We start from the raw sequence: 24,279 nt of genomic DNA, 5'->3' as shown, positions 1-24,279 counted from the left end.
GGCCGCCCCTCGGGCGGCCTTCGCGAAGTTCTCGTCAACGCGCAGTCAGTGGGCCGCCGGATGAGCGGTCCACCACCAGTTCTGGTTCGAATGCGCGAACATGCGCCGCACCTTACCCGACGGTGAGGGGCGGGCAACAGCGTGAAACGGTCCCGCGGGGCGTTCCGACCGTCCGGTCACCGGCCATGGATGGCCAGACAGTCCGAACGCACCGAGAAACGAGAACCATGCACGCAGCCCGTTCGTCCCAGACCCGCCGGACCGGAGCCCGCGCCCTGACCGTGCTCCTCACGGCGGCCGCCCTCGCCGCCGGAACGCTCGTCCCCGCGAGCTCGGCCCCGCGCCGGAGCGGCTCCGAGGACCTGACCCAGGTCGCTTACCGCGGTCACGTCTTCACCGTGCCCGACTCCTGGCGGATCGTGGACCTGAGGAAGCATCCCGACACCTGTGTCCGCTTCGACCGGCACGCCGTCTACCTCGGCACACCTGGCCCTGACCAGAACTGCCCGGCCAGGGCCAGCGGCCGCACCGAGGCGCTCCTGGTCCAGCCCGCCTCCGCGGCCCCCAGGGCCGTCACCGAGAACCCGGTGGCCCGCACCTACCGGGCCACCGCCGACCGCATCGCCGTCACCGCCGCCTACGGCTACGACCGCGCCCGCATCCAGGACGTCCTGCGCGGCGCCGGACTGCCCGTCGCCGGCGCACGGCGCGAGGGGTCCGCCGAACAGCGCGCGGCGGCCCCGCTGCCCACCGACGCGACCTCCTTCCGCGGCGAGGGCTTCGACACCTGCGCCGCCCCGAGCCGGTCGGCGATGGACGCCTGGCGCGACGACTCCCCGTACGGCGCCGTCGGCGTCTACATCGGGGGCATCAACCGCGCCTGCGCCCAGCAGAACCTGACCGCCGACTGGGTGCGCACGCAGTACACGCGCGGCTGGCGGTTCTTCCCGCTGTACGTCGGCCGGCAGCCCTCCTCCGACGGCGGCAGCTGCGGGGGCGGCTGCGCGGCGATCACCAGCCCGGTGTCGCAGGGCACCGCGGGCGCCGACGACGCCGTCAAGCAGGCCGCCGCGCTGGGCTTCGGCAAGGGCTCGGTGATCTACCTCGACCTGGAGCACTACGAGCCCGGAGGCAAGGTCACCGACTCGGTGCTCGCCTACCTCCAGGCCTACACCGTGCGCCTGCACGCGCTCGGCTACCGCTCCGGCGCGTACGGCAACACCTCGTCCCTGATGTCCGACCTGATCGCCAACAAGAGCCGCGTCACCCTGCCAGACGTGATCCACTTCGCCCGCTGGAACCGTGTGTCGAGCACGTCCGACTCCTCGATCCCCTCGACCCTGTGGGCCAAGCACCAGCGCGTCCACCAGTACGTGGGCGACACGACCGAGACCCACGGCGGGGTGCGGATCTCCATCGACCGCGACCGCCTCGACGTGGACTAGGACTCCCGTCCCCACTCCCCGGGCGGGCGCCGCGACCGGTCGTGCGGCCGCCCGGGGAGTCACCGATCGAGCGGGGTTCGTCTCACTTGATGGGCATGTGAACAAGACGCCCGACACGACCCCGTAATGTTGTCCGGGTGACCGTGAACGCTAAGTCCAGCGCGAGCGCTGGCAACACCTGGCGAGACCTGCCCGCGGCGCAGCAGCCCGAGTACCCCGATGCCGAGGCTCTGCGCGATGTGATCGCGGACCTCGAGTCGTATCCGCCGCTCGTCTTCGCGGGCGAGTGCGACCAGCTGCGCGCCCGGATGGCGTCCGTCGCCAAGGGAGAGGCGTTCCTTCTCCAGGGCGGCGACTGCGCCGAGGCCTTCGACGCCGTGTCGGCCGACCACATCCGCAACAAGCTCAAGACGCTGCTCCAGATGGGCGCCGTCCTCACGTACGCCGCCTCGGTCCCCGTGGTGAAGGTCGGCCGGATCGCCGGCCAGTACTCCAAGCCGCGCTCCAAGAGCACCGAGACCCGCGACGGCGTGACCCTGCCGACCTACCGGGGCGACTCGGTCAACGGCTTCGACTTCAACGAGAAGGCCCGCGTCCCGGACCCCGAGCGCCTGAAGCGGATGTACAACGCGTCCGCCTCCACGCTCAACCTGGTGCGCGCCTTCACCACCGGCGGTTACGCCGACCTGCGCCAGGTGCACGCCTGGAACCAGGACTTCGTGAAGTCGTCCCCGTCCGGCCAGCGCTACGAGCAGCTCGCGCGTGAGATCGACAACGCGATGAACTTCATGCGGGCCTGCGGCACCGACCCGGAGGAGTTCAAGACCGTCGAGTTCTACGCCTCCCACGAGGCGCTGCTCCTCGACTACGAGTCGGCCCTGACCCGCGTCGACTCGCGCACGGGCAACCTGTACGACGTCTCGGGCCACATGGTGTGGATCGGCGAGCGCACCCGTCAGCTGGACGGGGCGCACATCGAGTTCGCGTCGAAGATCCGCAACCCCGTCGGGATCAAGCTGGGCCCGACGACGACGGCCGAGGAGGCGCTGCAGTACATCGAGCGCCTCGACCCGGACCGCGAGCCGGGCCGTCTCACCTTCATCGTGCGCATGGGCGCGGACAAGGTCCGCGACAAGCTGCCCGAGCTGGTCGAGAAGGTCACCGCCTCCGGCGCGACCGTGGCCTGGGTGACCGACCCGATGCACGGCAACACCTTCGAGGCGGCCTCGGGCCACAAGACCCGCCGCTTCGACGACGTGCTCGACGAGGTCAAGGGCTTCTTCGAGGTCCACAAGGGCCTCGGCACGCACCCGGGCGGCATCCACGTCGAGCTCACCGGTGACGACGTCACCGAGTGCGTGGGCGGCGGCGACGAGATCTTCGTCGACGACCTGCACCAGCGCTACGAGACGGCCTGCGACCCCCGTCTGAACCGCAGCCAGTCCCTCGACCTGGCCTTCCTCGTCGCCGAGATGTACCGGGACCAGTAGCAGATCAACAGGCGCGACGCCTGTTACGGACGCCTGAAGTGGGGCGCGGATCACATGCGATCCGCGCCCCACGCCACTTTTGTGGCTTCTGTGTGACGGGTAAGGTTAGGTTAGCCTCACCGATCATCGGGACGGCACCACCAACGATTCCGGCGGGAGGTGAACCGCATGTACGTCTGCAGTTGCTTCGGGATCACCGAGCAGCAGGTGAAGAAGCACGCGGAGGACGGCGCCTGTACTCCTCGGCAGATAGCCTCGGCCTGCAAGGCGGGCACGGACTGCGGTTCGTGCGTGCGCCGGATCCAGGCGCTGCTGGGCAGGGGCTCGTGTCCGCGCCGTGAGCTGGCCGACCAGGGGAAGCCGGTGCTCTCCGAGGTCCTCGGGCAGGCCGATCGGCGCGAGGCCGTCGGCCACGGGACCTCCGGGCGCGAGGCCGCGTGACCCTCCGGCCGCCCGGCCCTGTGTCCGACTAGCTCTCCGGCTGCTCGACGAGCTGCGCGATGTAGAGCGCCTCACCGAGCTTCTCGACCAGTTCCAGCTGGGTGTCCAGATAGTCGATGTGGTGCTCCTCGTCCGCGAGGATCGACTCGAAGATGTTCGCGGACGTGATGTCGCCCTTCGTGCGCATCACCTCGATCCCGCGCTTGAGGCGGTCGATCGCCTCGACCTCCACCTGCCGGTCGGCCTGGAACATCTCGGTGACGGTCTGCCCCACCCGGACGTGGAAGAGCCGCTGGTAGTTCGGCAGCCCGTCCAGGAAGAGGATGCGGTCGGTGAGCACCTCCGCGTGCTTCATCTCGTCGAACGACTCGTGCCGCGTGTACTTGGCGAGCTTCGTCCAGCCGAAGTTCTCCTGCATCTTCGCGTGCAGGAAGTACTGGTTGATCGCGGTCAGCTCGGCGGTCAGCTGCTCGTTGAGGAATTCGATGACCTCGGGGTCGCCCTGCATCGCAGAGGCTCCTTCCAAGCGGGTACTGGGCAGATTGCGCCGCATCTTTGCACCGGTGTCCGGTAGCGTCCAGTAAGTGCATGCTTACTCCTACTTGCCCAGAATGGTGCCGGTGCTGGTCATGGGCATCGTTCCGGGTCTGTCAGGATGGAGTCATGGGTCAGCCGGTGAAGCGCGAATCTGGAGAAACGGCGCAGCCGGAGCTTCCGCCGGGACAGCGGCTTCAACGCGGCTGGCCGGTCACCCACTACGGGCCCGTCCCCAAGTTCCGCCCCGAGCGCTGGGAGTTCAGGGTCTTCGGGGCCACCGCCGACGGCGGGAAGCAGTGCTGGAACCACGACGAGTTCACCGCCCTCCCGTACGCCTCCGTCGTCGCCGATCTGCACTGCGTCACGAAGTTCAGCATGCTCGGGGCCGAATGGGGCGGTGTCCGCGCCCGCACGATCCTGGAGGCGGCCCCTCCCGCGCCCGCCGTCACCCACGTGATGGTGTGGGCCGAGTACGGGTTCAGCTCGAACCTGCGCCTCGCGGACTTCGCCTCCGAGCGCACCATCTTCGCCACCCACAAGGACGGCGAGCTCCTCACCGCCGAGCACGGCTTCCCGGTGCGCCTGGTCGTGCCCCACCTGTACGCCTGGAAGGGCCCCAAGTGGGTCCGCGGCATCGAGTACATGACCGCCGACCGCCGCGGCTTCTGGGAGGAGCGCGGCTACCACAACGTCGGTGACCCCTGGCGCGAGCAGCGCTACTCCTACCAGGAGGAACCCGGGGACGGCCCCGAACTCTGACCCCGCGGGACTATCCCTCGCGCAGCTTCTTCAGCCGCTCCACGTCCGCCGCGTGCCCCTCCTTCCCGCCGGGCGTCTCGATGATCAGCGGTACGCCCTCGGTGGCGGGGTGGGTCATCAGGGCGCGGAACGGGTCCTCGCCGATGTGCCCGGAGCCGATGTTCTCGTGGCGGTCCTTGTGCGCGCCGACCACGTCCTTGGAGTCGTTGGCGTGGATCAGCTTCAGCCGTCCCTCGCCGACGGTGTCGACCAGGGAGTCGAGGGTCTGGTGCATGCCGCTCGGTCCGGTCAGATCGTGGCCCGCCGCGAAGATGTGACAGGTGTCGAGGCAGACACCCAGCTTGGGGTGCGCGTCCAGGGCCTCGAAGTAGGGACCGAAGTCCCAGGTGCGCGAGCAGAGGGAGGAGCCCTGGCCGGCCGTCGACTCCAGCAGGAGGAACGGGTCGTCGTCATGGGTCAGCTCGTCCAGCAGCGGCAGCAGACGGTCGCGCACCTGCTTCAGGGCGACGGAGCGCTCCCGGCCGCCGGTGGCGCTCCCGGTGTGCACGACGACCCCCAGGGCGCCGATCTCCCGCCCGCGCCGCAGCGAGTGCCGCAGCGACTCCACCGACTTCTCGGCCGTCGCCTCGGTGTGCGAGCCGAAGTTGATCAGGTACGGGGCGTGGACGTACGCGGGGATCGACCCGGCGGCGCAGGCGGCGCGGAAGTCCTCGTCCTGCTGCGGGTTCCCGGCGGGCGTCGCCCAGCCGCGCGGGTTGGCGACGAAGACCTGGACGGTCTCCGCCGCGAGGTCGCGGGCGTAGGCCAGGCCGACGGAACTGAGGCCGCCGGCCACGGGGACATGGCCGCCGACGGGGTTGCGGAGCTGCTTGCTGGTCACACCCGCCAGGGTGTCACGCGCCGCCGGGCGCCCCGCGGGCGGACCTGTGCGCGGACCCGCGGGCGGACACCGCGGGAGCGGCCTCCGGGCGGCCGCCCGGCCGGAGGCCCCGCGTCACCGCGGCCCGGAGGCCCCGCTCAGCGGATCTGGATGGTTATCTTCGAGCCCTTGGGCGCCATGTCGCCGCCGTCCACCGACTGCTTCTTGACCGTGTCGCCGAAGAGCCCGAGCAGCCCGCGGTCCTCGTCGACCTGGAACCCGGCGCCCTCCAGCGCCTTCCGGGCGTCGTCCACGCTGTCGCCCACGACGTCCGGGACCTCGACCATCTCCGGACCCTTGGAGAGGGTCAGCGTCACCGTGTCGCCCGTGGCGGCCTCGCGGCCGGCGGCCGGCGACTGCCGGGCGACCTGGCCCTTGTCGAACTCCGACTCGACCCGCTCCGGGGCGATCTTCACCTTCAGGCCCGCGCCCTCCAGTTGCGCGGTGGCGTCCTCGACCGACGAGCCGCTCACGTCGGGCAGTTCCACCGGGCTGCCCTTGCTCACCACGATCGCGATCGCCGAACCCGTGTGCCGCTCGGTGCCCGCGGCCGGTTCCGTACGGATCACGAAGCCCTTGGTGACGTCCTGGCTGAACTCGCGCGTGACCATGCCCGCGACGAGCCCGTCGCCCTTGAGCACCTCTCTCGCCTTGAACAGGGCGAGGCCGTCGAGGTCCGGCACCTTCACCGTCTGGGGGCCGTCGGAGACGGTCAGGGTCACCGAGCCGTTGTCGCGGATCCGCTCGCCGACACCGGGGTCGGTGCTGATGACCGTGCCGCGCTTCACGGTGTCGCTGTAGGCGTGCTCGACCCGCTTGACGTCGAGCCCGGCGCCCTGGAGCCGGTCCCTGGCCTGCTGCTCCGTCTTCGCCAGGACGGGCGGGACCTGGGTGAACTGGCCCGAGTTGATGTACCAGACACCGGCGCCGAGGCCGAGCACCAGCACGATCGCGGCGATCACCAGCAGCATCCCGCGCCGCGGCCGCGCGGCCGGAGCCCGCTGCGGCACGACCGGCGCCGTGGTGAACGGGCTGCTCTGCTCGAACCGGCTGGTCCGGTCGACGGCGCCGTCGACCTCGTTCACGGGCAGCAGACGGGGGACGGACAGCGAGCGCGGGATCACACTCGTACGGTCGTCGGCGTTGTCGTGGCTCACGGACAGGGCGCCCGGCGGCACCGCGTCGAGCTGCTCGGCGGTGAGACCGGCCCGCGCCTCGAGGACCTGGCCGAGCAGCGCCACCGCGTCGGCCGGGCGGAGTTCGGGGTTGCGGGCCGCGGCCGCGGTGACCAGCTCGTCCAGGGCGTGCGCCATGCCCGGCACGGCGGCCGAGGGGGGCGGCACGTCCTCGTGGAGGTGCTGGTAGAGGACCTGGGCGGGGGAGTCCGCGGTGTGCGGCTTGGCGCCGGTGAGCATTTCGTAGAGGACGACTCCGCAGGCGTAGACGTCGACCCGGGTGTCGGAGGTGCCGTGCTCGATCTGCTCGGGGGCGAGGTACGACACGGTGCCGAGGACGGCGCCCGTCGTGCTGGTCACCGTGTCCACGGCGCGGACGAGGCCGAAGTCCGCGACCTTGACCCGGCCGTCGTCCCCTATCAGGACGTTCTCAGGCTTCATGTCGCGGTGCACGAACCCGGCGCGGTGGGCCGCGCCGAGCGCGGCGAGCACCGGCTCCAGGATGTCGAGCGCGGCCCGGGGCTGCAGGGCGCCGCGCTCGCGCAGCACGTCGCGCAGGGTGCACCCGGCGATGTACTCCATGGCCAGGTAGACGTACGACCCGTCCGCCCCCTGGTCGAAGACCTGCACCACGTTGGGGTGGGCCAGCCGGGCCACCGACTTCGCCTCGCGGATGAACCGCTCGACGAACGAGGCGTCGGCGGCCAGCGTCGGGTGCATCACCTTGAGGGCGAGCACGCGGTCGAGGCGGGTGTCCAAGGCCCTGTAGACCGTGGCCATCCCGCCGACCGCGATCCGTGCCTCGACGCGGTAGCGGCCGTCGAGCACGTGTCCGACAAGCGGGTCCTGAAGGGTCGTATCCACGCAGGTGAGTCTACGAGCCGTCACTGTCACGGCGCCCCGTTCGGCCGATCCGGGGGCCCGACTGCAGCCGAGCTGTGACGCGCACCGCGGGTACGGGAGTCCGTTCGTCGCACAGATGTCCGATCAGGCCCCGTCCGTCACCGCAAGGCCACAACGCGACAACCCGCGACGGCGGCGGAACGGTCCACGGGCGACGGCGTCCACCGGTCCGCGGCCCGACCCGCGACACGAAGCGCACGTCGTACGGGGGCGCGCCCGGGGGCGCACGGACACTTCATCCCACCGCGCCCGCCGGCGGCCGACCCGTCCGCGTCCGGCCCGACGCGCCCGTCCGGCCGAAAACCGACGGCGGCGGACCGGCGGTCAGGACGCTCTCGGAACGCCGGACGCTCTCAGAACGCCGGACGCTCGGGGTCCAGCACCGCCATGCCCTCCGCGGGGGAGGACGCCGTCGCGAAGTGCCGTCGCGGGATGCGCCCCGCACGCCGTGCCAGACGCCCCGCCTCCACCGCGTGCCGCATGGCCTCCGCCATCAGCACGGGCTCCTGCGCCCGCGTCACCGCCGAGGCGAGCATCACCCCCGCGCATCCCAGCTCCATCGCGAGCGCGGCGTCCGACGCCGTACCCGCCCCCGCGTCCAGGATCACCGGCACGCGCGCGTGCTCGACGATCAGCTCGAAGTTGTGCGGGTTGCGGATGCCGAGCCCGGAGCCGATGGGCGAGCCGAGCGGCATGATCGCCGCGCAGCCGACGTCCTCCAGCTTCCGCGCCAGCACCGGGTCGTCGTTCGTGTACGGCAGCACGGTGAAACCGTCGTCGACCAACGTCTCCGCCGCGTCGAGCAGCTCGATCGGATCGGGCAGCAGGGTGCGCTCGTCGGCGATGACCTCCAGCTTGACCAGATCGGTGCCCAGCGCCTCGCGCGCCAGACGGGCCGTCAGCACGGCCTCGCCCGCGGTGTAGCAGCCGGCCGTGTTCGGCAGGACGCGGATGTCCAGCCTGTCGAGCACCGACAGGACCGAGCCGTGCACGGACGCGTCCACGCGCCGCATCGCGACCGTCGTCAGCTGCGTGCCGGACGCCACCAGGGAGCGCTCCAGCACGTCCAGGCTGGGCGCGCCGCCCGTCCCCATGATCAGCCGGGACGCGTAGGCCGTACCGCCGAGGACGAAGGGATCGTCTGCCATGGGTTCAGCCTCCTTGGACGGCGGTGAGGACTTCGACGCGGTCGCCCTCGCGGAGCGGGGTGGACGACCACTGCGCGCGCGGGACGACGGTCTCGTTCAGGGCGGCGGCCACCCCGGACGGTGCCGGGGTGAGGGCCGCGACGAGCGCGTCGAGAGCGGTTCCCGCGGCGATCCGCCGCCGCTCCCCGTTGACGACGATGTTCATACGGGCAGCTCCGTGCGGGCCGTGGCGCCGAAGCGCTGGGGGGTGAAGGGGCGGGCCTCGGCGGGGAGTTCGCCCGTGGTCAGGACGTGGGCCATCACGTCGCCGGTCACCGGCGTCAGGAGCACGCCGTTGCGGTGGTGGCCGGTGGCCAGCAGCAGCCCGTCCAGCGCGCTCGGGCCGAGCAGCGGGGCGTTGTCGGGCGAGCAGGGACGCAGCCCCGCGCGGGTCTCGGTGAGCGGCAGCTCCGTGATCCCGGGGACCAGCTCGTGGGCGTCGCGCAGCAGTTCGTACACGCCGCCCGCCGTCACGGTGGTGTCCCAGCCCAGCTCCTCGCTGGTCGCGCCCACCACGAGCTCGCCGTTCTCGCGCGGCACCAGGTAGACGTGGCTGCCGCGCACCACGGCCCGCACGGTGCGGTTCAGGAAGGGCGCGTACCGCCGCGGCACGGTCAGCCGCAGCACCTGCCCCTTGACCGGGCGCACCGGCGGCACGACGTCGTCCGGGACGCCCGCCAGACGCCCGCTGAGGCTGCCCCCGGCGAGCACCACCCGGTCCGCGGCGAGGTCGGTGCCGTCCGCGGTGACGACACCGGTCGCCCGCTCCCGTACGACGCCCAGCCGCTCCGCCCAGGTCCGGTGCACCACCACTCCGGCCCGCTCGCACGCGGTGACCAGGGCCGTGGCGAGGCGCCGCGGGTCGATCTGGTGGTCGCCGTCCACCCGCAGCCCCCCGCGCACGCCGGGCGCGAGCATCGGCTCCAGACGGCGGCACTCACGACCGCTCAGCCACTGCGACTCCAGCCCCGACCGGACCTGCAGCGCGTGCAGTTCCCGCAGGTGGGCGCGATCGTCGGCGTCCAGCGCGACGGCCAGCGTGCCGTTCCGGCGGTAGCCGAGGTCCTGGCCGGTGGCCTCGGTGAGCTCGGCGGCGAAGTCCGGATAACGGCGCGCGGAGGCGAGGTTGAGACCCAGCAGGGTCTCCTCGCCGAAGTGCAGTTCGGTGACGGCGGCGAGCATCCCCGCCGCGACCTGGGCGGCCCCGCCGCCCGGCTCGGGGTCCACGAGCGCGGTGGTGAACCCGCGCTGCGCGGCCCGCCAGGCCGTCACCAGACCGATGATCCCGCCCCCGACGACGAGGACGTCCGACGAACGTGCAGACGGCATGGGCGTCCAGCCCCTCCCTTCGCCGGCATGACCCGGATCAGGTTCGTACGGTCGGAGGCCGCCCAGCCTCCCTCTCAGCCCGGTGCGTCCGGGCTCCCGCGAGTGCTTTACGTTGGCCACCCTAGCCCGCCCCCGTCCGTCTCAGTAAGGGAGCCTCGCCCATGGCGCGACCGCTCGACGGCCTCGTCCTCGCCCCCGTCGCCGACCAGGCCCCCGGCCAGGTGGGCACCGGCACCCGGTTCGCCTACCACGAGGAGGACGGGGTGGTCTGGGCCGACTACGCGGGCGGCGACATCGTCCGCGGACACCTCGTGGGCACCCGCGAGGGCGACCGCCTCGACTTCCGGTACGTGCAGCTCAGAGGTGACGGGACCACCGCGTCGGGCCACTGCGTGTCCCTCGTCGTGGAACTGCCCGACGGGCGGGTGCGGCTGGAGGAGACCTGGACCTGGGAGTCGCAGCCGGGCGAGGGGACGAGCGTGGTCGAGGAACCGTCCAGGACCGGTGGTGTGGAACAGGTCACCGAGCACGTCCGCTGACTGACGGATTGTCACGTGTCTATGGTGATCAGGTGAGCGATCAGACGCAGGCACAGTCTCAGGAGCGAGAGCCCGCGGCACGGCGGGTCGTCGTGGTGGGCGCGGGCATGGCCGGGGTGCAGACCGCCGTCGCCCTGCGCGAACAGGGCTTCACCGGCACCGTCACGCTGATCGGCGCGGAGCCGCACCAGCCCTACGACCGGCCGCCGCTGTCCAAGGCCGTCCTGCTGGGCAAGGCCGAGGGCTCCGCCTTCGACGTCGACTTCGAGGCCCTGGACATCGACCTCAGGCTGGGCAGCGAGGCGCTCGGCGTGCGCCCCGGCGACCACGAACTGGACACGGCCGCGGGACCCGTCCCCTACGACGTCCTGGTCGTCGCCACCGGAGCCGAACCGATCCGGCTCCCCGGCGCCGAAGGCGTGCCCGGGGTGCACCTGCTGCGCACCCTGGACGACGCCGACCGGCTGCGGCCCGTCCTCGCCCGGCAGCACGACATCGTGGTGGTCGGCGCGGGCTGGATCGGCGCAGAGTTCGCCACCGCGGCGCGCGAGGCGGGCTGCGCGGTGACCGTCGTCGAGGCCGCCGACCGGCCGCTCGCCGGGGCGCTGCCCGCCGAGGTGGCAGCCCCGATGACCGCCTGGTACGCGGACAGCGGGGCCTCGCTGCGCACCGGCGCGCGCGTGGAGCGGATCGAACCCGGCGCGGTGGTCCTGGACGACGGCTCCCGGGTGCCCGCCGACGCCGTGGTCGTCGGGATCGGCGCGCGGCCCGCGACCGCCTGGATCGCCGGCTCCGGCATCGAACTCGGCGCGCACCGCGAGATCGTCGCCGACGACCACCTGCGCACCTCCCTGCCGGACGTCTACGCGGTCGGCGACTGCGCCTCGTTCCCCTCGGGCCGCTACGAGGAGCGCCTCCTCGTCCACCACTGGGACAACGCCCTCCAGGGCCCGCGCACGGTCGCCCTGAACATCGTCGGCCAGACGCCCGCCGCCTACGACCCCGTGCCGTACTTCTGGTCCGAGCAGTTCGGCCGTTTCGTGCAGTACGTCGGCCACCACACGCCCGCCGACACCCTGCTGTGGCGCGGGGACCCCTCGGGCGCCTCCTGGTCGGTGTGCTGGCTGCGCGAGGCGCGGCTCGTCGCCCTCCTGGCGGTGGGCCGCCCGAGGGACCTCGCCCAGGGGCGCCGGCTGATCGAGGCGGGCGCCACGATGGATCCGGCGCTGCTCGCGGACCCGTCGAGACCGCTGAAGGGCGCCACGGCCTGATCCCGTCACCCCGGGTCGGACGCCCTCGGCTTCCGGCTGTCGGTCCGGGATGGCAGGCTTGTCCCGTGACCGAGATTGACGCAAAGACCGATGCTCTCGTCCCCGCCTGGCTCACCCTCCCCGACATCGCCGAACAGCTCGGCGTCGAGGTGACGCGCGTCCGGCAGCTGGTCAAGGAGGGCCAGCTGATCGCCGTACGCCGTGGTGAGAACCGCGCGCTGCACGTCCCCGCCGACTTCATCGACGTGGCCGAGCAGAAGGTCGTCAAGGGCCTGGTCGGCACCCTGACGCTCCTGAGGGACGACGGTTTCTCCGACGAAGAGGCCCTCGAATGGCTCTTCACCCCCGACCCGACCCTGCCCGGCACCCCCGCGCAGGCACTGAGCGAGAATCGCGGCACGGAGGTGAAGCGCCGCGCCCAGGCGCTCGCCGTCTGACCTGATCGAGACCGTCCGGCGCGGGGAGCCCGGCGGCGGGAGGATCCCGGCCGCCGAGCTCCCCGCGCACCGACAACGGGGGACCCACGCATGCCCGAGACCGCCGCCACGACCGCGCGGGGCCGCCTCGCCGACGCCCGTGTCTACCTCTGCACGGACGCCCGCAGACGCCAGGGCGACCTCCCCGAGTTCCTCGACGCGGTCCTCGCGGGCGGCGTCGACATCGTGCAGCTGCGCGACAAGGGCATGGAGGCGGGGGAGGAGCTGGAGCACCTCCAGGTCTTCGCGGACGCCTGCGCCCGGCACGGCAAGCTCCTCGCGGTCAACGACCGGGCCGACGTGGCCCACGCCGCCCGTGCCGACGTCCTGCACCTGGGCCAGGGGGACCTCCCGGTTCCCGCGGCCCGCGCGATCCTCGGCGACGAGGTGATCATCGGCCGCTCCACGCACTCCGAGGCCGAGGCCGGGGCCGCCGCCGTCCAGGAGGGCGTGGACTACTTCTGCACCGGCCCCTGCTGGCCCACCCCCACCAAGCCCGGCCGCCACGCGCCCGGGCTCGGCCTCGTCCGCGGCACGGCGGCCCTCGGCACCGCCCGCCCCTGGTTCGCGATCGGCGGCATCGACCTCGGCCGGCTGGACGAGGTGCTCGAGGCGGGCGCCCGCCGCGTCGTCGTCGTACGGGCGATCACCGAGGCGGACGACCCGGGCGCGGCGGCGGCGGAATTCGCGAAGCGGCTGCGCACGGCGTAGCCCCCGCGGACCGTCCGCGGGGAGCGTTCCGGCGGGCCGCTGTCCGAGGGGTGGACAAGAAATCGACAGATCGGACAAAAGCCAGCGGTTCGGTTGGGTGGCCGTCGCCCTCTGGCTAACCTGCGAGTATGGCCCTCGGATCTGCTTCCACCAGGACTGATCGCGCGCGCACCGTGCGCGACATGCTCGCGACCGGCAAACAGACCTTTTCCTTCGAGTTCTCGGCGCCGAAGACCCCCAAGGGTGAGCGGAACCTGTGGAACGCCCTGCGACGGGTCGAGGCCGTGGCCCCCGACTTCGTCTCCGTGACCTACGGGGCCGGCGGCTCCACCCGGGCCGGCACGGTCAAGGAGACCGAGCAGATCGTCCTCGACACGACGCTCACCCCGGTCGCGCACCTCACCGCGGTCGACCACTCCGTCGCGGAACTGCGCAACATCATCGGGCAGTACGCGGACGCGGGCATCCGCAACATGCTCGCCGTGCGCGGCGACCCGCCCGGCGACCCCATGGGCGAGTGGGTCCCCCACCCCCAGGGGCTGACCTACGCGGCCGAACTCGTGCGTCTCATCAAGGAATCCGGCGACTTCTGCGTCGGGGTGGCGGCCTTCCCGGAGATGCACCCCCGTTCCACGGAGTGGGACCTGGACGTCTCCCACTTCGTCGACAAGTGCCGCGCCGGCGCCGACTACGCGATCACGCAGATGTTCTTCCAGCCGGAGTCCTACCTCCGTCTGCGTGACCGCGTGGACGCGGCGGGTTGCGGGACGCCGGTCATCCCTGAAGTCATGCCCGTGACAAGTGTGAAGATGTTGGAACGGCTGCCCAAACTCTCGAACGCTTCGTTCCCGGACGTCCTGAAAGAGCGGATCCTCACAGTCAAAGACGATGCGGCGGCTGTACGCTCGATCGGGATCGAGTTCGCGACGGAGTTCTGCGCGAGGCTGCTGGCCGAGGGAGTCCCCGGACTGCACTTCATCACGCTCAACAACTCCACAGCGACGCTGGAAATCTACGAGAATCTGGGCCTGCATCACCCGCAGCAGGCCTAGACCGGTCGCACCCGCGTACGACACACTGCGTAGCGGCCACTGGGAGAGGGGCGTACATGGGCTTGACGGTCCTCTATCTGGCATTCGGCATCGTCGCGCTGTGGCTGCTCGGCGAGGTGCTGTTGCAGTACAAGGCGCGGCTGCGCTTCAGGCTGCTCGCCTTCGTCGGCTTCCTCGGCGTGGTCCTCGGCGTCCTGATGCACTCGGTCGTGGTCATCGGGCTGGGCGCGGCCGCCTTCACGGTCGGCCAGACGTACGTGACGCTGTCGTTCCGCCAGGGCTTCGCACAGGGCTGGGCCATCAAGGGTCCCGCTGTGGAGGGCAAGGTCGGCAAGCTCAGCAAGCGCCGCCGCGGTGAGCCGGAGGAGGCGGAGGAGCCGGAGGAGAACCCCGACCTCGACGAGGTCGAGGTGGCCGCCTACCGGCGTGAGGACCCCTACGCCGACGAGGACGACGTGTTCACGCCCGCCTCGTCCGACCGGAACGCGTCCCCGGAGCAGCCGTCCGAGCCCACGGCCGCCGAGTCGACCTCGGTGTACGAGCCGCAGCCCCTGCCCGAGGACACCGGCTCCTACGGCGTCTACGACTCCGACACGTACGCCGCCGCCACCGGCCAGTCCTACGCCGGCGCGTCCCCGTCCCAGGACCAGCAGGCCTACGCGACCGGCCAGAACCAGCAGGCCTACGCCACGGGCCAGAACCAGCAGGCCTACGCGTACGACGGCTACACGGGCTACGACCAGCAGCAGTACGGCTACGGCACCGGCCAGCAGCAGTACGCCGGCTACACGGACCCGTACACCGGCCAGCAGCAGTACACCGGCGGCACGTACGACAACACCGCCTACAACGGCGGCGAGCAGCAGCAGTACGCACAGCAGCAGCAGAACTACGGCCAGGACCAGTACGCCACCGGCACGTATGGCGGCGAGACCCCGGCCGGCGGCGTCTGGATGCCGCAGCAGCGCACCGACGAGTACGGCGGTGAACTCCCGCCCGAGCAGCAGCAGTACCCGTACCAGGGCAACGGCAACGCCGGGTACGACGAGCAGTACCGCTACTGACCGGCCGGGCGGCGGTACGGGGGCACCCGAGCCGCCCGCCGTCCGCGCCCGCCGGGCCGTTCACTGCGAGCCCTGGAAGTCCGGCCCTTCCACGATCAGTCCGGCCACCAGCGCGCCCGACATGCCCGCGTGCGGCAGACCGCCGCCGGGGTGCGCCCAGCCCCCGGCCGCGAAGAGCCCCGGGATCCGGGTGGTGTTCGACGGGTGCAGCAGCCGTCCGCCCGCCGCGGCGAGCGCCGGGGCGGGAACCGCGCCGCCCTCCACCCCGGTCGCCGCCGCGATGTCGGCCGGGGTGCGGACCTCGTGCCACAGGAGCCGGTCGCGCAGGCCGGGCAGGGCCCGTTCGGCGGTGCCCAGGACCCGCTCCACGTCCTCCCCGGACACCCGGGCCCCGGACGGCACGGTGACGGTCAGCGTGACCGCCTCGTGCTCCGCGTCCGGCACGAGCGCCGGGTCGTCGGGACGCGCCACCACGACGGTCGGCGCCGCGGGCACCCCGGGACGCTCGCCGAAGAGCCGGTCCAGCTCGCCGTCGCGGTCGGCCGAGTGGACCACCGTCCGGTGGGCCGTCCCGGCGGGCCGCGCGCCGCGCAGCGCGAGCAGCAGCGTCAGCCGGCTGGGCGCGCCGGGCCGCGGCGGCACCTCGTCACCGCCGCGGAGCGCCGCCCCGCCGAGAAGGCCGTCCAGGGCGCCCGGCGCCACACCCGCGACCACGAGGTCCGCCTCCTCGAACGTGCCTCCCCCGGATCCGGGGGACTCCGGGCCGCCCCCGGTCCCGACGGCCGCGGAGCCGTCCCGGGAGAGCTCCACACCGGCGGCCCGGCCGTCCTTCTCGACGATCCGCCCGACGGTGGCGCCGAAGCGGAACTCGACCCTGCGCTCCAGACACCGCTCGTACACGGCGCGCGCCAGTTCCCGGATGCCGCCGCGCACGTACCAGGTGCCGAAGGCGTGGTCCATGTACGGCAGCACGGCGGCGCTCGCCGGGGTGGTGCGCGGGTCGAGCCCGTACGTCAGGGCGTGGCTCTCCAGGAGGGCCCTCAGGCGCGGGTCGCGCAGCTCCCAGGCGCCGACCTCGGCGAGGGTGCCGGCCCGGCGGGTGCGCAGCAGCTTCCTGTGCGCCACCGAGGGATAGGGCTCGCGCTCGGCCAGCACCGTCCAGTTGGGCCACAGCGGCTCCTCCAGGAGCGGACGGCGCGCGCGGTCCCACGCCTCCCGGGCCCGCACCAGGAAGTCGCCCCACCGGGCGCCCGCACCGTCGCCGAGCGCTTCGTCCAGCGCGGCGACCACACCCGCGCGCGAGGCGTTCGGCAGCGACACCCGGGTGCCGTCGGCGAAGACGTGGCCGGCCGACGGATCGACCTGCACCAGCTCGACGCACTCCTCCAGGGGCCGCTTCCCGGTCTTGACGAACAGGTCGCGGTAGACCGCGGGCACCGGCAGCAGCCCCGGTCCCGTGTCGAAGGCGAAGCCGTCCCGCTCGAAGCGGCGCACCGCACCGCCGTACGTCTCCGTCCGCTCGTACACCACCACCCGGTGGCCCGCGACGGCCAGCCGGGCGGCGGTCGCCATCGCGCCCATCCCGGCGCCGATCACCGCGATCCGTCCCATGCCGGCGACTTTATCGGCCCCCGCCGACGCTCCCGTCGGCCGCGGTCCGCCCGGTGTGCCCCGCCGAGGCCGTCCGCCGCTCCTCCCGGCGCTGTGCCCGGCGGCGCAGGAACCGTCTGATCCGCGAGACGAGGAAGCAGAGCACCGCGAGCCCGGTGAACAGCAGCACGCCGGCGATGCTCGCCGCGGCCCAGGGATGGAAGATCGCCAGCGTGACGACGCCCGCCACCCCGAGATCCTCGGCGGTGCTCAGCACGAAGTTGCTGAAGGGCTCCGGCGAGGAGTTGACCGCCATCCGCGTCCCGGCCTTGACCGTGTGACTGGCCAGCGCCGTCGAACCGCCGATCACGGCCGCCGCCAGGTCCGAGACCGAGCCGCTCTGCCCGGCGAGCAGCGCGCCGACCCAGGCACCCGTCGCCGGCCGGATCACGGTGTGCACGGAGTCCCACACCGAGTCGACGTAAGGGATCTTGTCGGCGACGGCCTCGCACAGGAAGAGGACGCCGACTGTGACCAGGATCTCAGGGCGTTGCAGGGCCGCCGGGACCTCGTCGCTCAGTCCGGTGGCGCCGAAGAGGCCGAGGAGCAGCACCACCGCGTACGCGTTGACGCCGCTGGCCCAGCCGCTGGTGAAGACCAAGGGGAGTACGGACACGGAGGGGATCGTAACCAGGGGGCGACGGGGGTGTCCTGGGTCTGAGCACGTACGTCTGAGTATCCGTACCTACGGGGTGAGATGAGTAGGCGCACGGATGGGCCCGACCTGCGCGAACGGAAGAGTGGAGGCACGGAGAGGGGCGCGGTTCCGGCACCGCCGACACGGGGCGGCGGAACGGAACCCGCGCCCTTGGCCGCTCCTTCCGCCGAGCCGCTCGGCGGGAGCGAGGCACGGGGGAACCCGGGGGGACGACCGAACGGGGGCCCGACGGGGGTACGGGGGGTACGGGGGAGCACGACGGAGCGCCGGTACGGACGGCCCGCGGGGGACGCGGCCGTCCGTACCGGCGCCTTCGCGCGCACGGCGTGAGGCGCTCCGGGAACGGGTGCCGCTCCGGAGCGCCGACGGGGCGGTACGGGCCGGCGGCCTCAGCGGTGACCGCTCACGCGTCCCTGGAGGAGCCGGGACAGTGCCGCGTGGACGTCGTCCAGGGAGCGCTCCGGCTGGAAGGCCTGCCAGTCCAGGGCGGCCACCAGGACCATCCCGACCAGCGCCGCCGCCGTCAGTGGGATGTCGATCTCGTCGCTGAGTTCCCCGCCCGCCACCGCGTCGAGCAGCACGCCCTCGACGACCGCCACCGCCTGCTGACGCACCACCATCAGGGTGGACTGCCAGGCCCGGTTGGTGCGCCAGAGCTCCGCCACGTACAGCTGGGTGAACGCCGGATAGCGGTTGATGAAGACGAGCCCCGCCCGGATCATCGCGTCCAGCGCGTCGACCTTGCTGCCGCCGTCCCGTTCGGTCTTCTCCGCGGCCTCCCGCAGCGAGGCGGTGAGGAGCCCCACGCCATGGCGCAGCAGCTCCTCGAAGAGGACCGACTTGCTCGCGAAGTTGTAGTAGACCGTGCCCTTCGCGACCCCGGCCCGCTCGGCGATCTCGTCCACCGTGGTGGCGGAGAAGCCCTGTTCGGCGATCAGGGTGACGGCCGCCTCGTAGAGCTTCTGCCGGGTCGCCTCGCGGCGGCTGCCGCCGCCCGCCGTGGTGCTGCTGCTTTCCATGGCTCCGATTGTCACAGGAGCGTCCGCGCGCGCGATCACAGGCTCAGCTCCGGGTGCAGCCGGTCGAGGGTCCACACCTGCTTGCGGCGCGCCGTCAGGGCGGTGAGCGCGAGCGCGCCCACCGTGAAGGCCGCCAGCACGGCGCACGCCGTCCGCACCGGCTCCAGGCCGCCGCCGGTGATGAGCCTGCGCAGGGCCTCGACGATGTAACTCATCGGCAGGTAGGGGTGGATCGCGTTGAAGAAGCCCGGACTGGTCTGGACGGGGTACGTGCCGCCCGCCGAGGTCAGCTGGAGCATCAGGAGGGCCAGGACGAGGATCCGGCCCGCCGCCCCGAAGCGGGCGTTGAGCCACTGCACGATCGCCGCGAAGCAGGCCGTCACCAGGAACAGGAAGCCGACCGTCCCCGCGGCCCGCGCCATCTGCAGACCGATCGCCCAGTGCAGCACGGCCATCAGGGCACTGGTCTGGAGCACGCCGACGGCGGCGACCGGCAGCCAGCCCGCCAGCGCGACGCGCCACGCCGGGGCGCCCGCCGCGAGCGCGCGCCGGTTCAGCGGCTGGATCAGCATGTACGCCACCATCGCGCCGACCCACAGGGACAGCGGGATGAAGTACGGGGCGAAACCGGTGCCGTAGTTGGGCGCCTTGTGCAGGTCCCTGGAGGCCATGCGCACCGGGTCGGCCATGACCTCGGTGCGCAGATCGCGGTCGGGCTTGTCGTAGTCGGGGATCCGCCCGGCGCCGTCGTGCAGGCCGCCGGCCAGCTTCCCGGAACCGTCGACGAGCTTGTAGAGGCCGCCGTCGAGGTCGTTCGCGCCGGTCTTCAGCCGCCCGACGCCCTTGTCGAGGTCCGCCGCGCCGGACTTCGCGGTGCCGAGACCGGAGTGCAGCCGCTTGGCGCCCCGGGCGACCGCGGCGGCGCCCTCGTTCAGCTTGTCGATCCTGGCGACGGCGTCGTCGAGGTCCTCGGAGAGGTGCGGCGCGCGGGCGGCGAGGGCGCGGGCCTGCTTCTCCAGGGTGGCCAGGTTGCCGTCCAGTTCGCCGAGGTCGCCGTCCTGGTCGTCGATCAGCGCGTTCACGTCGTCGGTGACCTTGACGACGTCCGCGGCGGCCTGGGCGGCCTTCGTCAGCTCGGGGCACGCCGGGTCGGGGACGGGCAGGGTCTCGCACCGCGTGCGGTGGACGGCCTTCAGCGCGTCGGAGGCCGTGCGGGCGCCCTTGGCCGCGACCGGGGCCGTCTTCACCAGGGTGCCGAGATCGTGGCGGATCCCGGCGGCGGAGTCGGCGACCAGCCGGGCCGTGTCACCGATCGTCTTCTCGTTGTCCTCCAGGAAGGGGCCCACCTTGTCCGCGACGCCGTCGACCTTGTCCGCCAGCGCCTGCGTGCCGTTCGCGACCTGCCGTGAACCGTCCTCCAGGTCGCCCGCGCCCGTGGTGAGCTTCCTGAGGCCCCCGGAGAGCTTCCCGCTGCCCGCCTTGGCCTCCTTCAGACCGTCCGCCAGGGCCTTGGAGCCCTTCTTCGCCTTGCCGAGGCCGCCGTTGAGCCGGTCGGCGCCCTCGGCCGCCTGCACGGTCTTCCCGTGGATGTCCGAGAACGAGATGAAGATCTTGTCGAGGAACGAACGCGAGGCCTTCGTGGAGGCGGCCGTCCGCACCTCGCTGAACACCGTGCGGGAGATCTGCCCGACGATGTAGTTGTTCGCGTCGTTGGTCCGCACCTGGAGCGCGCTCGTCTCGGGCGAGGTCCCGGAACTGGACGCGATCCTCCTGCTGAAGTCGCCCGGCATGGTCAGCGACAGGTAGTACGTGCCGTCCTCCACGCCCCGGCGGGCCTCGGCCGAGCTCACCTCGTGCCACTCGAAGGTGTCGCTGTCGCGCAGCTTCTCCGTGATGGTGTCCCCGACGGCGACCCTGCGGCCGTCGGCCGTCGCGCCCTCGTCGTCGTTCACCAGCGCCACGGGGATGCGGTCGAGACGGCCGTACGGGTCCCAGAACGACCACAGGTAGAGGGCGCCGTACAGCAGGGGCAGCAGCAGGAGCGCGACCAGGGCGGCGCGCGGGAGCTTGCCCCGGCCGAAGCGGCGGAGTTCGAGGAAGGCCAGTTCAGGCGAGCGCATCGGCCGTCTCCCTGTCGTGGTTCCCGCTGTCGCTGTCGCTGTCGCTGTCGCTGTCGCTGTCGCTGGCGGTGGCTGTGGCTGTGGCGGTGGCGGTGGCTGTGGTGTCGGTGTCCGTGCTCGCGGCCTTTTCCGCGTCCGCGGCCTTTTCCACGTCCGCGGCCGTTTCCGTGGCCGCGTCCGTCCCGGTGTCGGTGTCGGCCGTGTTTTCCGGGGGCGTGGCGGTGGTGACGGTGCCGGGGTCCTCCCCGGCGGCGGCCTTCGCCGTGCCGGCCGGTGCGGTGGACACGACGACGGCGCCCTCGGGAGCCTCGCTGCACACCGCCACGACCGTCGTGCCGGACTCGGCGACGGACCTCAACAGGGCCCAGGCCTCGGACCGTTCGGCGTCCGAGAGCTTGAGGTCGGCGTCGTCGACGCCGAGCAGCCCCGGGCGGCCGATCAGGGCCAGGGCGAGGGACAGCCGCAGGGTTTCGAGCCGTTCCAGATCGCGTACGGCGGTCCTCGGCCCCTTGGGCAGCGTGTCCAGGTCGAGTCCGGCGGCGGCCAGCGCGGCGCCGATCCGTGTCCGGGCCTCGCCCGCCCGTTCGCCGCGAGGTCGCAGCAGGGCGCGCAGCGAGTCCCCGAACCGCCTTTGCAGCAGGGCCCGTTCCCGGAGGTGTTCCCCGACGGTCAGCGCGGGATCGAGGTCCGTGACGCCGGGCACGTGCGCGAGCGCGCTCACGCGGCGCACCGCCGCCATCTGCTTCGGCAGCCTCGCCGGACCCACGGCCGCCGTCCCCTCGGTGGCCTTCATCCGGCCCGTGAGGGCGAGCAGCAGGCAGGTGCGGCCGGATCCCGACGGTCCCTCGACCGCGATGAGCGATCCGGGCTCCGCGTCGAGACGGACCCCGCGGAAAACCCGTCCGCGGGGTCCGTCGAGTCCGAAGTCCTCGGCCGTGACACGCAGTCCGTACGGACCGTCCACAGCTCCCCCATCCTCTGGAACACATCGAACTACTTTTGAACTGACTGGTCAGTGCAAAAACTAACCCGAACTTGCGATCGAAGCAAAACCGCAGGTCAGAACGGATTGTCAGTGGCATACCGCACGATGTGCGCATACGGCCACAGTGCCGTCACACGACGACAGGAGGTTCGTCATGGCCAGCTCCTCCGCAGCCGCCGCCCGTCGGCGCCGCGCCACCGGCCCTGCCCCCTCACTGACCGGACCGGCGGCCGACGTCCATCCCGTGCTCCGCCGGGCCACGGCCCCGCCCGCCGCCCTCGACCTGCTCTCCCAGGCCCGCGCCGGACTCGACGAGGCGGCGGCGCTGGAGACGTCCAACGAGCGTTACGCGACAGCCCACCTGGCCGCACTGCGCACCGCGGCCGCCGTCCTCGCCGCCCGCGCCCGCCCGGAGCCCGCGTCCCGGCGCAGGGCCCGGATCCGCAGCGCCTGGGAGGTACTCCCGGAGATCGCGCCCGAACTGACCGAGTGGAGCGCGCTGTTCGCCTCGGGGGCCACTCGCCGTGCCCGCGCCGAAGCCGGCATCCAGGGGGCCGCCACCACCCGCGACGCCGACGACCTGATACGCGACGTGGCCATGTTCCTGCGCCTGGTCGAGCGGATGCTGATGCTGCAGCCCGTGCTGCCCCAGCCCCGCCAGGACGGAGGCCGGGACCGGGACCGGCACCAGGACCAGGACCAGGACCAGGCCCCTGCGTGATCCGGCGCGCGTGAGACGGGAGAACGGCCACGGTGGCGGAGGCAATAGGGTGGAGGCGCCTGCTGCCTCCCCGCCGGGAGGCTCGAAGATCGCTCCGCCGTTCAGCGCGCGGTGCCACGCCGAGGAGTCAACTGCCGTGTCGGACCCGATGCGCCCCCGCGCTTCTCTCCGTACCGCCGTGGTCTGGGAGGTCCTCAAGGACGCCCTGGACCGTCAGGTCAAGGCCGCCGGGCGGGAGTCGCTCGACGTACTCGACACGGGCGGCGGCAGCGGCAACTTCGCCGTGCCCGTCGCCCGCCTCGGCCACCGTGTCACCGTCGTCGACCCCAGCCCGAACGCGCTGTTCGCGCTGGAGCGGCGTGCCGCCGAGGCCGGCGTCGCCGACCGCGTGCAGGGTGTCCAGGGCGACGCGCACGGCCTCTTCGACGTGGTCGAGCGCGGCGGCTACGACGCCGTGCTGTGCCACGGCGTCCTGGAGTACGTCGACGACCCGGCCGAGGGCGTCCGCAACGTGGTGGACGCGCTGCGCCCCGAGGGCGTGCTCAGCCTCCTCGCCGCGGGCCTGGGCGGGGCCGTGCTGGCCCGCGCCCTCGCCGGACACTTCAAGGAGGCCCGGCACGCGCTCGACGACCCGGACGGACGCTGGGGCACGAGTGATCCCGTTCCGCACCGGTTCACGGCCGAACAGCTCACCTCCCTGGTCGCGGGCGCCGGCCTGCACGTCGCCGCCGTGCACGGTGTGCGGGTCTTCGCGGACCTGGTGCCGGGAGTCCTGGTGGACACCGAGCCGGGTGCCCTGGAAGCCCTGCTGAAGCTGGAGGCGGCGGCGGCCGAGCTCGCCGCGTTCCACTCGGTGGCCACGCAGCTCCATGTGCTCGGTGAGGCCCGAGGGGCCACGGAGGACTGAGCGGCTCCCGTGGTGCGCCGCTGATCAGGGGCTCGGCGGCAGATGGAGTACGCCACAGACCACCCGATCGAGTGCTCGGCGCCGTATGATCGGGGGAGACCGTCCGGCATGACGGGCCGTTCGCTGGGGAATGCACGCCTCAGCGGATCGGGGCGCCGTGCCGGGTCCCGGTCGGCGAATTGGCGTAGAGGGCGGGTTTCACGGGGCCGATTCCCTGCCTATCCTGAAGGGGACCCCCGGTCGCCCCGGCGACTGCACGATGAGGAGGACTCCGTGCCGCTCTCGGAGCACGAGCAGCGAATGCTCGAGCAGATGGAGCGAGCGCTGTACGCCGAAGATCCCAAGTTCGCGACAGCGCTTGAGGGAAGCGGGCTGCGTACGTACACCCGGCGACGGGTCTACCAGGCGGTCGTGGGCTTCCTGGTGGGTATCGCGCTCCTCATGGCTGGAATGGTCGCGGTCCAGATCTGGCTGAGCGTGGTGGGCTTCCTCGTCATGCTGGGCTGTGCGGTGCTCGCCGTCACCGGTTGGCGCAAAGCCCCCAAGCCGGGTGAGCAGCCGACCGTGCCGGGCTCGCCCGCGGCGCGCAGGCAGGGGCGCCAACACCGTTCCATGATGGACCGGATCGAACAGCGCTGGCAGCGTCGGCGCGACGAACAGGACGGCCACTGAGCCTCCGGCGTCGTCGCCGCAGACATACATATGCGTGAGGGGGCGTCCACCCGGATCCGGGTGGACGCCCCCTCACGCATATGTGCGGTCGAACCTCCGTGGTGCCGACGCCTGCCAGGTCGCCCTCCACCGGCCCCGGCTTCCCGCCGAGCCCGGTTCCCCGTCGGGACCGGCTCCCTGGGCCGCCCCCGTCAGGCCGGTCCCCGCCGAGGCGGTTGCCGCGGGGCTGGTTGCCGCCGGGCGGGTTCT

General features: G+C 72.5%; 25 protein-coding genes and 1 riboswitch. Of the genes, 13 read left to right on the top strand and 12 right to left on the bottom strand.

Annotated features, from left to right (window positions below):
- Positions 1–45: 45 nt before the first annotated feature.
- Positions 46–102, bottom strand: a complete 57-nt coding sequence (locus ACICHK_RS12325) for a trp operon leader peptide (RefSeq protein WP_101392327.1) — start codon at positions 100–102, stop codon at positions 46–48.
- Between the two features lie 125 nt (positions 103–227).
- Between ACICHK_RS12325 and ACICHK_RS12320 the strand changes: the two genes are divergently transcribed.
- The 3 genes from ACICHK_RS12320 (at position 228) to ACICHK_RS12310 (ending at position 3,376) form a co-directional block, all read left to right on the top strand.
- On the top strand, positions 228–1,445 hold the full coding sequence (locus ACICHK_RS12320) for a glycoside hydrolase domain-containing protein (RefSeq protein ID WP_406836923.1): 1,218 nt from the start codon (positions 228–230) through the stop codon (positions 1,443–1,445).
- 137 nt (positions 1,446–1,582) lie between these two features.
- Positions 1,583–2,935, top strand: a complete 1,353-nt coding sequence (locus ACICHK_RS12315) for a class II 3-deoxy-7-phosphoheptulonate synthase (RefSeq protein ID WP_151469704.1) — start codon at positions 1,583–1,585, stop codon at positions 2,933–2,935.
- 168 nt (positions 2,936–3,103) lie between these two features.
- On the top strand, positions 3,104–3,376 hold the full coding sequence (locus tag ACICHK_RS12310; RefSeq protein ID WP_406836922.1) for a bacterioferritin-associated ferredoxin: 273 nt from the start codon (positions 3,104–3,106) through the stop codon (positions 3,374–3,376).
- Positions 3,377–3,404: 28 nt separating this feature from the next.
- Here the strand turns inward: ACICHK_RS12310 and bfr are convergent, their stop codons facing one another.
- Positions 3,405–3,884: a bacterioferritin gene (gene bfr / locus ACICHK_RS12305; protein ID WP_103552107.1), complete on the bottom strand. Its 480-nt coding sequence runs from the start codon at positions 3,882–3,884 to the stop codon at positions 3,405–3,407.
- A 155-nt stretch (positions 3,885–4,039) separates the two neighbouring features.
- Here bfr and ACICHK_RS12300 point away from each other — a divergent pair, with 155 nt between their 5' ends.
- The gene (locus ACICHK_RS12300) at positions 4,040–4,672 is read left to right on the top strand and encodes a sulfite oxidase-like oxidoreductase (protein WP_406836921.1); all 633 of its coding nucleotides are present in this window, start codon (positions 4,040–4,042) and stop codon (positions 4,670–4,672) included.
- 10 nt (positions 4,673–4,682) lie between these two features.
- Here ACICHK_RS12300 and ACICHK_RS12295 read toward each other — a convergent pair whose 3' ends face one another.
- The 5 genes from ACICHK_RS12295 to thiO form a co-directional block, all read right to left on the bottom strand.
- Positions 4,683–5,552 carry a deoxyribonuclease IV gene (locus tag ACICHK_RS12295; protein WP_151469707.1) on the bottom strand — a complete coding sequence of 290 codons (870 nt, stop codon included), beginning with the start codon at positions 5,550–5,552 and terminating at the stop codon, positions 4,683–4,685.
- A 137-nt stretch (positions 5,553–5,689) separates the two neighbouring features.
- The gene (gene pknB, locus ACICHK_RS12290; RefSeq protein ID WP_406836920.1) at positions 5,690–7,630 is read right to left on the bottom strand and encodes a Stk1 family PASTA domain-containing Ser/Thr kinase; all 1,941 of its coding nucleotides are present in this window, start codon (positions 7,628–7,630) and stop codon (positions 5,690–5,692) included.
- Positions 7,631–8,022: 392 nt separating this feature from the next.
- Entirely contained in the window at positions 8,023–8,817 is a 795-nt protein-coding gene (locus tag ACICHK_RS12285; RefSeq protein ID WP_406836919.1) for a thiazole synthase, read from the bottom strand.
- Positions 8,818–8,821: 4 nt separating this feature from the next.
- Positions 8,822–9,022 carry a sulfur carrier protein ThiS gene (gene thiS / locus ACICHK_RS12280; protein ID WP_406836918.1) on the bottom strand — a complete coding sequence of 67 codons (201 nt, stop codon included), beginning with the start codon at positions 9,020–9,022 and terminating at the stop codon, positions 8,822–8,824.
- Positions 9,019–10,185: a glycine oxidase ThiO gene (gene thiO / locus ACICHK_RS12275; protein WP_406836917.1), complete on the bottom strand. Its 1,167-nt coding sequence runs from the start codon at positions 10,183–10,185 to the stop codon at positions 9,019–9,021. Before thiO ends, thiS begins: the two co-directional genes overlap by 4 nt.
- A riboswitch (TPP riboswitch) is annotated at positions 10,183–10,295 on the bottom strand. It overlaps the preceding gene by 3 nt.
- A 51-nt stretch (positions 10,296–10,346) precedes the next feature.
- On the opposite strand from thiO, the gene ACICHK_RS12270 reads away from it, so the two are divergent.
- The 6 genes from ACICHK_RS12270 to ACICHK_RS12245 all read left to right on the top strand — a co-directional run bounded on the left by ACICHK_RS12270 (position 10,347) and on the right by ACICHK_RS12245 (position 15,298).
- The gene (locus ACICHK_RS12270; protein ID WP_406836916.1) at positions 10,347–10,724 is read left to right on the top strand and encodes a hypothetical protein; all 378 of its coding nucleotides are present in this window, start codon (positions 10,347–10,349) and stop codon (positions 10,722–10,724) included.
- A 107-nt stretch (positions 10,725–10,831) separates the two neighbouring features.
- Positions 10,832–11,995 (top strand): NAD(P)/FAD-dependent oxidoreductase, encoded by a 1,164-nt coding sequence (locus tag ACICHK_RS12265; RefSeq protein ID WP_406841204.1) that lies wholly within the window; start codon positions 10,832–10,834, stop codon positions 11,993–11,995.
- 65 nt (positions 11,996–12,060) lie between these two features.
- Entirely contained in the window at positions 12,061–12,432 is a 372-nt protein-coding gene (locus tag ACICHK_RS12260; RefSeq protein ID WP_151469714.1) for an Rv2175c family DNA-binding protein, read from the top strand.
- Positions 12,433–12,522: 90 nt separating this feature from the next.
- The gene (gene thiE / locus ACICHK_RS12255) at positions 12,523–13,182 is read left to right on the top strand and encodes a thiamine phosphate synthase (RefSeq protein WP_406836915.1); all 660 of its coding nucleotides are present in this window, start codon (positions 12,523–12,525) and stop codon (positions 13,180–13,182) included.
- A 128-nt stretch (positions 13,183–13,310) separates the two neighbouring features.
- On the top strand, positions 13,311–14,234 hold the full coding sequence (metF, locus tag ACICHK_RS12250; RefSeq protein ID WP_151469716.1) for a methylenetetrahydrofolate reductase [NAD(P)H]: 924 nt from the start codon (positions 13,311–13,313) through the stop codon (positions 14,232–14,234).
- Positions 14,235–14,290: 56 nt separating this feature from the next.
- The gene (locus tag ACICHK_RS12245) at positions 14,291–15,298 is read left to right on the top strand and encodes a hypothetical protein (protein WP_406836914.1); all 1,008 of its coding nucleotides are present in this window, start codon (positions 14,291–14,293) and stop codon (positions 15,296–15,298) included.
- A gap of 60 nt (positions 15,299–15,358) precedes the next feature.
- Here the strand turns inward: ACICHK_RS12245 and ACICHK_RS12240 are convergent, their stop codons facing one another.
- The 5 genes from ACICHK_RS12240 to ACICHK_RS12220 all read right to left on the bottom strand — a co-directional run bounded on the left by ACICHK_RS12240 (position 15,359) and on the right by ACICHK_RS12220 (position 21,709).
- The gene (locus tag ACICHK_RS12240; RefSeq protein WP_406836913.1) at positions 15,359–16,909 is read right to left on the bottom strand and encodes a phytoene desaturase family protein; all 1,551 of its coding nucleotides are present in this window, start codon (positions 16,907–16,909) and stop codon (positions 15,359–15,361) included.
- Positions 16,910–16,919: 10 nt separating this feature from the next.
- Positions 16,920–17,564, bottom strand: a complete 645-nt coding sequence (locus ACICHK_RS12235) for a DUF4126 domain-containing protein (RefSeq protein ID WP_406836912.1) — start codon at positions 17,562–17,564, stop codon at positions 16,920–16,922.
- A 431-nt stretch (positions 17,565–17,995) separates the two neighbouring features.
- The gene (locus ACICHK_RS12230) at positions 17,996–18,625 is read right to left on the bottom strand and encodes a TetR/AcrR family transcriptional regulator (protein ID WP_103552125.1); all 630 of its coding nucleotides are present in this window, start codon (positions 18,623–18,625) and stop codon (positions 17,996–17,998) included.
- Between the two features lie 35 nt (positions 18,626–18,660).
- Positions 18,661–20,745: a YhgE/Pip family protein gene (locus ACICHK_RS12225; RefSeq protein ID WP_406836911.1), complete on the bottom strand. Its 2,085-nt coding sequence runs from the start codon at positions 20,743–20,745 to the stop codon at positions 18,661–18,663.
- Positions 20,732–21,709 (bottom strand): ATP-binding cassette domain-containing protein, encoded by a 978-nt coding sequence (locus tag ACICHK_RS12220; RefSeq protein ID WP_406836910.1) that lies wholly within the window; start codon positions 21,707–21,709, stop codon positions 20,732–20,734. Before ACICHK_RS12220 ends, ACICHK_RS12225 begins: the two co-directional genes overlap by 14 nt.
- 175 nt (positions 21,710–21,884) lie before the next feature.
- Here ACICHK_RS12220 and ACICHK_RS12215 point away from each other — a divergent pair, with 175 nt between their 5' ends.
- The 3 genes from ACICHK_RS12215 (at position 21,885) to ACICHK_RS12205 (ending at position 24,030) form a co-directional block, all read left to right on the top strand.
- Positions 21,885–22,451: an SAV_6107 family HEPN domain-containing protein gene (locus ACICHK_RS12215; RefSeq protein WP_406836909.1), complete on the top strand. Its 567-nt coding sequence runs from the start codon at positions 21,885–21,887 to the stop codon at positions 22,449–22,451.
- A 136-nt stretch (positions 22,452–22,587) separates the two neighbouring features.
- Positions 22,588–23,358: a methyltransferase gene (locus ACICHK_RS12210; protein ID WP_151469723.1), complete on the top strand. Its 771-nt coding sequence runs from the start codon at positions 22,588–22,590 to the stop codon at positions 23,356–23,358.
- A gap of 273 nt (positions 23,359–23,631) precedes the next feature.
- Positions 23,632–24,030 carry a DUF3040 domain-containing protein gene (locus ACICHK_RS12205; RefSeq protein ID WP_151469724.1) on the top strand — a complete coding sequence of 133 codons (399 nt, stop codon included), beginning with the start codon at positions 23,632–23,634 and terminating at the stop codon, positions 24,028–24,030.
- Positions 24,031–24,279 lie beyond the last annotated feature (249 nt).

The organism is Streptomyces sp. AHU1 (assembly GCF_045343905.1).
GTDB classification, from domain to species: Bacteria; Actinomycetota; Actinomycetes; order Streptomycetales; family Streptomycetaceae; genus Streptomyces; species Streptomyces triticiradicis.
This window is presented reverse-complemented; position numbering and strand designations above follow the sequence as displayed.

Excerpts from the sequence above, each read along its gene's own strand:
- ACICHK_RS12285 (WP_406836919.1), bottom strand. The coding sequence starts at position 8,817 with ATGGCAGACGATCCCTTCGTCCTCGGCGGTACGGCCTACGCGTCCCGG.
- ACICHK_RS12230 (WP_103552125.1), bottom strand. The coding sequence starts at position 18,625 with ATGGAAAGCAGCAGCACCACGGCGGGCGGCGGCAGCCGCCGCGAGGCG.
- ACICHK_RS12215 (WP_406836909.1), top strand. The coding sequence starts at position 21,885 with ATGGCCAGCTCCTCCGCAGCCGCCGCCCGTCGGCGCCGCGCCACCGGC.
- ACICHK_RS12270 (WP_406836916.1), top strand. The coding sequence starts at position 10,347 with ATGGCGCGACCGCTCGACGGCCTCGTCCTCGCCCCCGTCGCCGACCAG.
- ACICHK_RS12225 (WP_406836911.1), bottom strand. The coding sequence starts at position 20,745 with ATGCGCTCGCCTGAACTGGCCTTCCTCGAACTCCGCCGCTTCGGCCGG.
- thiS (WP_406836918.1), bottom strand. The coding sequence starts at position 9,022 with ATGAACATCGTCGTCAACGGGGAGCGGCGGCGGATCGCCGCGGGAACC.
- ACICHK_RS12320 (WP_406836923.1), top strand. The coding sequence starts at position 228 with ATGCACGCAGCCCGTTCGTCCCAGACCCGCCGGACCGGAGCCCGCGCC.
- thiO (WP_406836917.1), bottom strand. The coding sequence starts at position 10,185 with ATGCCGTCTGCACGTTCGTCGGACGTCCTCGTCGTCGGGGGCGGGATC.
- thiE (WP_406836915.1), top strand. The coding sequence starts at position 12,523 with ATGCCCGAGACCGCCGCCACGACCGCGCGGGGCCGCCTCGCCGACGCC.
- bfr (WP_103552107.1), bottom strand. The coding sequence starts at position 3,884 with ATGCAGGGCGACCCCGAGGTCATCGAATTCCTCAACGAGCAGCTGACC.
- ACICHK_RS12245 (WP_406836914.1), top strand. The coding sequence starts at position 14,291 with ATGGGCTTGACGGTCCTCTATCTGGCATTCGGCATCGTCGCGCTGTGG.
- ACICHK_RS12240 (WP_406836913.1), bottom strand. The coding sequence starts at position 16,909 with ATGGGACGGATCGCGGTGATCGGCGCCGGGATGGGCGCGATGGCGACC.
- metF (WP_151469716.1), top strand. The coding sequence starts at position 13,311 with ATGGCCCTCGGATCTGCTTCCACCAGGACTGATCGCGCGCGCACCGTG.
- ACICHK_RS12310 (WP_406836922.1), top strand. The coding sequence starts at position 3,104 with ATGTACGTCTGCAGTTGCTTCGGGATCACCGAGCAGCAGGTGAAGAAG.
- ACICHK_RS12265 (WP_406841204.1), top strand. The coding sequence starts at position 10,832 with ATGGCCGGGGTGCAGACCGCCGTCGCCCTGCGCGAACAGGGCTTCACC.
- ACICHK_RS12300 (WP_406836921.1), top strand. The coding sequence starts at position 4,040 with ATGGGTCAGCCGGTGAAGCGCGAATCTGGAGAAACGGCGCAGCCGGAG.